Here is a 6865-nt window from a genome sequence, read left to right as displayed (position 1 = left end):
CGTCATCCCCGACCAGGCCACCCTCCCCCACCTGTGGAAACAGGATGGAACCCGCTCATTGGAGCAACCTCTCGACAAGCAATCAGATAAACCCGCCAAATAAGGAGGAAAAATGCTCACAGGTGCCAAGCCCCGTGTCGCTCTACCAGTTCTGGGTCTGCTCGGGGCGCTCTCTCTTTCCACCGCCGCCCCCGCCGGCGCCGCTACTCCCGCCTCCGCCTTCGAACCCCGCCTCAGTCTCACCCTCACCGTTCACAAGGTGGACGAGGCCGGGACCTTCAGTAACGGCGACGAAGTCTTCATGAACATAAACGGGCAGCGCTACGCTCCGACCAGCGGAACGGTCGATGTGAACGAGGACCAGGAGGGCCAGGTAGTCGGATTCCCGTCGCGAAACACGTCCATCAAGTTCACTCCGGGCCAGAAGGTGAGGGTCGAGGTGTGGGAGGAAGACGTTTCCGGAGACGACCTCCTCGTCGACACCGGGGAGGTCACCCTCCAGTGCAACGGCTGGGTCACCGGCGTAACCGAACAGAAGAAGCGGAAGTATTACCACTACTCGCTCGACGGCAGGTTCGTCTGCTGAACCGGTCCGTCCGGCACGCCGGCCCGCCCGGGGTCAGCCGCAGGTGATCTCGGTGAAGGTCGGGGGCGCCTGGGCGGCGCCGACGAAGCCGATGTCGGTGGCGGTGGCGCCCGGCGCCAGGACGGAGCCGTCGTCCTCGAGCGCGTGGATCATCGCGATGGGGCCGCTCTGCATGTGGGTGCCGTTCCAGGCCTGGGTGATGGTCGCCCCCTTGGGGAGGACCCACTGGATGTACCAGCCGCCCAGCGGCGTGTCGGCCGTGTTGGTGATCGTCGCGGTGGCGCGGTACCCGCCGGGCCAGGTCTCGACGAGCTTGAGCGTGGCCTTGCAGCTGCGGGCCGGAGGCGCGGGCAGGGCCGAGGGGTCGGCGGGGAGCGAGGAGGACGCGCCCGCCGGCGATGGGGGAGAGGGCGCCGGAAGAGCGGCGGAGGTGCCCGCCGGGACCATCGGATGCGCGGCGGTGTGCCGGACCGCGGGATCGCCGCCGACGCAGGCCGCCGCGAGCAGGGCCACCGCGGCCCCCAGGGAGAGGGCGCCCAGGACGGTGGTGGTCTTCCCCTGTGTCACGGCTGTCCTCCTCGGGAGGGGGAAGGGGTCCCGGCCGGGCGGGCCGGCCGGGACCCGGATCGGTCAGGGGCTGGTGCAGGTCAGGGACGGGGAGCCGGGGGCGCCGTTACCGGTGAACCCGAAGGTGGTCGAGCCGCCCGCGGGGACCGCCCGGTTCCAGTCGACGTTCTTCGCCGTGACGGAGGATCCGGAGACGGTATGGCCGGCGTTCCACAGGCTGTTGATGCCGCTGCCGCTGCCGAGCGTCCACTTGACGGTCCAGCCGTTGAGGGCGGAGGAGCCGGGGTTGCTCACGGTGACCTCGCCCTGGAAGCCGCCCGACCAGGTGCTGACGGTCTTGAAGGAGGCGGTGCAGGCGCCCGGGTCGCCGGTGGGGGTCGACGTCGGGGTGATGGTCGGGTCCGGGTCGGGGCCCCCGCTGCGGCCGACGCCGGTCACCTCGCCGTTGCCGCCGTCGAAGACGACGTCGGAGCAGTTGTAGAAGGTCTCGGCGCTGTCGGAGCGCTTCCACACCGAGTAGATGACGTGGCGGCCGGACTTACCGGAAGGCAGGGTGGCGTTCCAGTAGTAGTGCGCGTCGTTGGTGCCCGGCGAGCCGACGCTGTCCGGGTGGTCGGCCGTGTCGAAGGGCTGCTCCTCCAGGTCGTCCCAGGTGAGCGGCTTGCTGGGGTCGTAGCCGTCCTTGGTGACGTACAGGTAGAACCAGCCCGGGTGGGCGGCCCACTTGTTGTACTTGATCTGGATCTGCCGCCCGGCGGTCAGATGGGTCACCGGCCATTCGGTGCTCGGGCGGTTGAACCCGGTGAAGTTGGGGTTGCCGCCGCTGCACAGCTCTCCGTCGGGCACGAAGCCGCGGGTCCGCCCGGCTCCGTCGGAGCGGAGCACGCTGAACCAGTTGTAGAGGGAGTTGGCGCCGCTCTGGGCGACGGCCGCAGCGCAGGCCGGGTTGATGGGGACGATGTTCCCCTGCGGGCTGAGCCCGTCCTGCCAGCAGAAGTAGGTCCGGCTGCCGGGCACCATCATGGCACCGTGAGCCGAGGCCGAGCTCGGAACGAGGACGACCGCGAGAAGCGCGGACATGAACGTGACCGCGCAGGCGACAGCGATCCTTCGCCAATTGCGCACTGAACTGACCGACCTTTCGGGGATGGCGGACTTACCGATCGACTGGAGCGAAGCGCTTACGCGGATCGGACTCTAAGCCGCCGTTACAAAGGTGTAAACGAAAGGCCGCCCGGCAGGACCGTTCCGGGGGAGTAAGACCAGTTGGCAGGGGTGGCGGAAGACGCGGAACAGATGAAAGATTCATGCCGCGGGAGGAGGTCGCCGGGGAATTCCCCGATATGGGGAAGGTGACCGTACGGCCCATTCCTGCGCCATCCGGATATGCACCGGAGGCGTCCCGGCGGGCGAGCTCCCGGAGGCGCTCCGGCGGGCGACCCGCCGTCGGCCGGGCAGGCCGCCGGAGGCGTCCCGGCGGATGACCGGGCGACCGGCGGTCAGCCCGGCACGCCGCCGAAGACGTCCCGGTGGGCGATCGACAGGGCGGTGAAGGCGGCGCCGTGCAGGACCGCGTTGCCCTCCACGGTGCTCGCGCGGACCAGGGTGGGGGCGGGGGAGAGTGCGGCGAGGTGCCCGCCCACCCGCTCCGCCAGGTCCTGCCCGCCGGAGCGCCCGGTCCGGCCGCCGAGGACGACGAGTCCGGGGTCCAGGACGGCGACCGCGGCCAGGACGCCCTCGGCGATCCTGGCGGCGAGGGCGTCGGGGTCGAGGAGGCGGACGGCCGCGGCGCCCACCAGGTCGCAGAACGGCGTGCCGGACAGCTTGATCCAGCCGATCTCCCCGGCGCCCCCCGACGCGCCGTGCCGCAGCCGCCCGCCGAGGACGACCGCGGCGCCCACCCCGTCGTCCAGCCAGAGCAGGACGAAGTCCTCACGGTCGCGGGCGGCTCCGGCGCGGTGCTCGGCGACGGCGGCGAGGTTGACCTCGTTCTCCAGGGTGACGGGGGCGCCCAGGGCCGCGCCGAGGACGCGCGGCAGGTCGGGCCGCCAGCCGGGCACGCCGTTGTCGGCCAGCAGGCTCCCGGTGACCGGGTGGAACAGGCCGGGGGCGCCGAGCACGACCGCGTGCACGGGCCGGGAGCCCGCCGCCTCCGCGACCGCGCCGGTGACGGTCCCGGCCAGGTCGTCGCCCGCCCGCAGGGGCCGCGCGGCCGAGCCGGCGGTCCGGCCGGTGATGTCGGCGACGGTGACGTTGACCGCGTCGCGGCGCACGTCCACGCCGGCCACGTGGGCGCGGTCGGCGACGAGGCCGTAGAGGCGCGCGTTCGGCCCCCGGCGGTCCCCTCCGGACTCCCCGGTGACCGCGATCAGCCCGTTCGCCTGCAACCGCTCGATCAGGTCGGACACGGTCGGGCGGGACAGCCCGGTGAGCTCCCGGAGCTGGGGGGCGGTCAGCGGCCCGTGCTCGAGCAGGAGGTCGAGGGCGAGGCGGTCGTTGATCACTCGGGCCAGCTGCGGGGTGGCGGTCCTCATGCCGCCCATTGTCCACGGCCGGAAAAGACGTTTTTCATCAGGGAGCCTGCCTGTTAATTTTAGACCCATGCATACTGACGTGAAACGTGCCCGGATCGCCGTCGCCGCGGTGTTCACCGTGCACGGCGCGGTCGCCGGGAGCTGGGCGACCCGCATCCCGTGGCTGCAGGACCACCTGGCGCTGGACTCCGCCGCGCTGGGGCTCGCCCTGTTCTTCCCGGCGCTCGGCGCCTTCGTGGCCATGCCGATGTCCGGCCGCCTGGTCCACCGGTACGGCGGGCGGGCGGCGACGCGGGTCCTGCTCGCCCTGTGGTGCGCCGCGCTCGCACTCCCCTCGCTGGCCCCCGGGTTCCCCTGGCTCTGCGCGGCGCTCTTCTTGTACGGCGCCGCGGCCGGCACCTGCGACGTCGCGATGAACGCCCAGGGAGTGGTCGTCGAGCAGCGGCTGGGCCGCTCGGTCATGTCGGGGCTGCACGGCATGTGGAGCGTCGGCGGCCTGGCCGGCGCGGGCGTGGGCGCGCTCGCCGCCGAGTTCGCCGTCGACGCGCGCCTGCACCACGCGGCGACGGCGCTGGTGCTGCTGGCCGTCGGCGCCGTGGTGAGCCGCGGGCTGCTCGACACCCGGCCCGAGCCCGGGGAGCAGCCCCCGCCCCGGTTCGCCGTGCCGTCGCGGGCGATCCTCGCGATCGGCGTCGTCGGGTTCTGCGCCACCTTCGCCGAGGGCGCCGGCCGGAACTGGGCCGCCGTCTACATCGAGGACGTCACCGGCGCGGGAGCCGGGGTCGCGGCGGCCTGCTTCGCCGTCTTCTCCCTGGCCATGTCGGTCACCCGGCTGGCGGGGGACCTGGTCGTCGACCGGCTCGGGCCGGTCCTGACCGTCCGCGCGGGAGGCCTGCTCGCCGCCGCCGGCTGCGTCCTGGTCGCCGCCGCGCGCACCCCGGGGCCGGGCGTCGCCGGATTCGTCCTGCTGGGCCTGGGCGTCGCCGTGACCGTGCCGCTGGTCTTCGCCGCCGGGGGCAACGCCACCCCGGCGCCCGGCCAGGGCGTGGCGGGGATCGCGACGATCACCTACCTGTCCGGCCTGGTGGCCCCGGCGGTGATCGGCTGGGTGGCCGACGTGACCTCGCTGCCCGCCGCGTTCGGCCTGATCGCGGTCGTCTCCCTGGCGGGCGTCGGGCTGGCCGGCTCCCTGCGGCCCCGCCCCGCCGTACGCGAGGCACCGGTGGAGGAGCCCGCGGGGCGCTGACGGGACGGACGGTGACTGGGGGCCGACCGGCCGGGGTAGGAGAAGGGTCCGGGGCCGTTCCGGCTCCGCGTTCCCGCCTGCCGCGCAGGGGGCCGCGGAGCGCCCGGGGGCCGGGGACGGGGACCGGGACGTCGCGTGCGGGGAGGAGACGGCGCCATGGATGTCTCCGCGGGCCGGGTGCGGATGCTGGAGGGGCTGGTCGAGGGCAGCCACCTGTCGGGGATGGAGCAGCTGCCGTCCCTGGTGGAGGAGTGCGCCGCCCACGCCGGGCTGAACGAGGTGCTGATCTACGTGGCCGACCTGCGCCAGGAGGTGCTCCGCCTGCTGACCGGGCACGGGGTGCACTCCTACGAGGAGCCCGACCTGGAGAGGGACGAGCTGCGGATCGAGGGGACCCTCGCCGGCCGGGCCTTCCAGGAGATGCGGATCATCGCCAGGCCGGGCGGGGACGGCGGCGGCGGAGGCTGGTGGGTGCCGCTGCTGGACGGCACCGAGCGCCTGGGGGTGCTGCGGATCGGCACCGAGGGCGCCGACGGCGCCGACGAGCGGGTCCAGGAGGACATGCGGGCCCTGGCGTCGCTGGTGGCGCTGCTGATGGTGAGCAAGCGCTCGCAGAGCGACTCCTACGCCCGGCTGGTGCGGACCCGCTCGATGAGCGTCGCCGCGGAGATGCAGTGGAACCTCATGCCGCCGCTGACCTTCGCCAACGAGGAGGTGGTGGTCGGCGCGGTCCTGGAGCCCGCCTACGAGATCGGCGGCGACGCCTTCGACTACGCCCTCGCCGGGGACCTGGCGAACCTGGCGGTCTTCGACGCGATGGGCCACGACGCCTCCGCCGGCCTGACCGCGAGCCTCGCCGTCGCCGCCTGCCGGAACAGCCGCCGCCAGGGGGCGGACCTGATCGCCACGAGCGTGGCGATCGAGCACGCCCTGATCGAGGAGTTCGGCCGGGGCAGCCGCTTCGCCACCGCGATCCTGGCCCAGCTGGACCTGCGCAGCGGTGTCTTCTCCTGGGTCAACCGCGGGCACCACCCGCCGATCGTGATCCGGGGCGGGCGCTGGGTCGCCACCCTCGAGTGCGACCCCGCCCACCCCGTGGGCCTCGACCTGGGCCTTCCCGTCTCGCTCTGCCAGGAGCAGCTCGAACCCGGTGACCGCGTCCTGCTCTACACCGACGGCATCACCGAGGCCCGCAACCGCGACGGCGAGGAGTTCGGCCTCAGCCGCTTCGCCGACTTCATCATCCGCCGCAACGCCGACGGGCTGCCGGTGCCGGAGACCCTGCGCCGCCTCGTCCGCAGCGTCCTGGACTACCACCACGGGCAGCTCCAGGACGACGCCACCGTGCTGCTGCTGGAATGGCACGGCGCGGGTGAGCGCAAGCTGCACCTCTGACCGGGAGGCGGGCCCCCGGCCCTCCCCTGCGGGAGGGCCGTCCGGGTGCGGGTGCGGGTGCGGTCTCTCCCGCGCGGTTCCGGCGGCCCGCCCGGCGGACCTACACCCGCACCTGCTCGGCCAGCCGCTCCAGGCTCTTCTCCAAGGCGTGGTCGACCTCGTCGCCGGAGGGGGCGTGCTCCTCGTCGAAGAACGACAGGTGCACGGTCACCTCGCTGGCCTGGTCGCTGATGCCCGCGACCTGCAGCCAGCCCGCGTAGCGGCTGTCGTCGCGCGTCCCCCACTCGAGCCGGAGCTGGTCGCGCTGCGCCCGGAAGAGCGCCCGCTCGTCCCTGCCGCTGCCGTCCTCGTGCACGGTCACCGCCGGCGGGTCCTCGGCCCGCACGTGCAGGTCCCGGGGGAGCCAGGAGTCCAGCCGGTCCAGGTCGCTGGCCCTGTCGAACACCGCCTCCGGCGGCGCGGTCATCGTGCGGGAACGCTGGTATTCGCTCATCGGACGATCACTCCTCGGTTCGGGGACATCGAACCGGTGACGTA

Annotated in this window: 7 protein-coding genes; 3 read left to right on the top strand and 4 right to left on the bottom strand. The window is 73.2% G+C overall.

Annotation, left to right across the window (positions count from 1 at the left end; genetic code table 11):
- Positions 1–112: 112 nt before the first annotated feature.
- Positions 113–586 carry a C2 domain-containing protein gene (locus tag IEZ06_RS32745; protein WP_189240547.1) on the top strand — a complete coding sequence of 158 codons (474 nt, stop codon included), beginning with the start codon at positions 113–115 and terminating at the stop codon, positions 584–586.
- Positions 587–619: 33 nt separating this feature from the next.
- Here the strand turns inward: IEZ06_RS32745 and IEZ06_RS32740 are convergent, their stop codons facing one another.
- The 3 genes from IEZ06_RS32740 to IEZ06_RS32730 form a co-directional block, all read right to left on the bottom strand.
- Entirely contained in the window at positions 620–1153 is a 534-nt protein-coding gene (locus IEZ06_RS32740; RefSeq protein ID WP_189240546.1) for a cellulose binding domain-containing protein, read from the bottom strand.
- Positions 1154–1216: 63 nt separating this feature from the next.
- Entirely contained in the window at positions 1217–2233 is a 1017-nt protein-coding gene (locus tag IEZ06_RS32735; protein ID WP_189240545.1) for a lytic polysaccharide monooxygenase auxiliary activity family 9 protein, read from the bottom strand.
- A 419-nt stretch (positions 2234–2652) separates the two neighbouring features.
- A complete protein-coding gene (locus IEZ06_RS32730; RefSeq protein WP_203872411.1) occupies positions 2653–3687 on the bottom strand; it encodes an ROK family transcriptional regulator in 1035 nt (344 codons plus the stop codon).
- A 67-nt stretch (positions 3688–3754) separates the two neighbouring features.
- Between IEZ06_RS32730 and IEZ06_RS32725 the strand changes: the two genes are divergently transcribed.
- Both IEZ06_RS32725 and IEZ06_RS32720 read left to right on the top strand, forming a co-directional pair.
- Positions 3755–4933, top strand: a complete 1179-nt coding sequence (locus tag IEZ06_RS32725) for an MFS transporter (protein ID WP_189240543.1) — start codon at positions 3755–3757, stop codon at positions 4931–4933.
- A gap of 156 nt (positions 4934–5089) precedes the next feature.
- Positions 5090–6328, top strand: a complete 1239-nt coding sequence (locus IEZ06_RS32720) for a PP2C family protein-serine/threonine phosphatase (RefSeq protein ID WP_203872412.1) — start codon at positions 5090–5092, stop codon at positions 6326–6328.
- A gap of 100 nt (positions 6329–6428) precedes the next feature.
- On the opposite strand, the gene IEZ06_RS32715 is transcribed toward IEZ06_RS32720, so the two are convergent.
- Positions 6429–6821 (bottom strand): SRPBCC family protein, encoded by a 393-nt coding sequence (locus tag IEZ06_RS32715; RefSeq protein ID WP_189240542.1) that lies wholly within the window; start codon positions 6819–6821, stop codon positions 6429–6431.
- Positions 6822–6865: the final 44 nt, after the last annotated feature.

The sequence above is a fragment of the Planomonospora antibiotica genome, from assembly GCF_014647955.1.
In the GTDB taxonomy this organism is placed as follows: Bacteria; Actinomycetota; Actinomycetes; order Streptosporangiales; family Streptosporangiaceae; genus Planomonospora; species Planomonospora parontospora.
The sequence above is the reverse complement of the archived record's forward strand: the minus strand, read 5'-3'. Positions and strand labels throughout refer to the sequence as shown.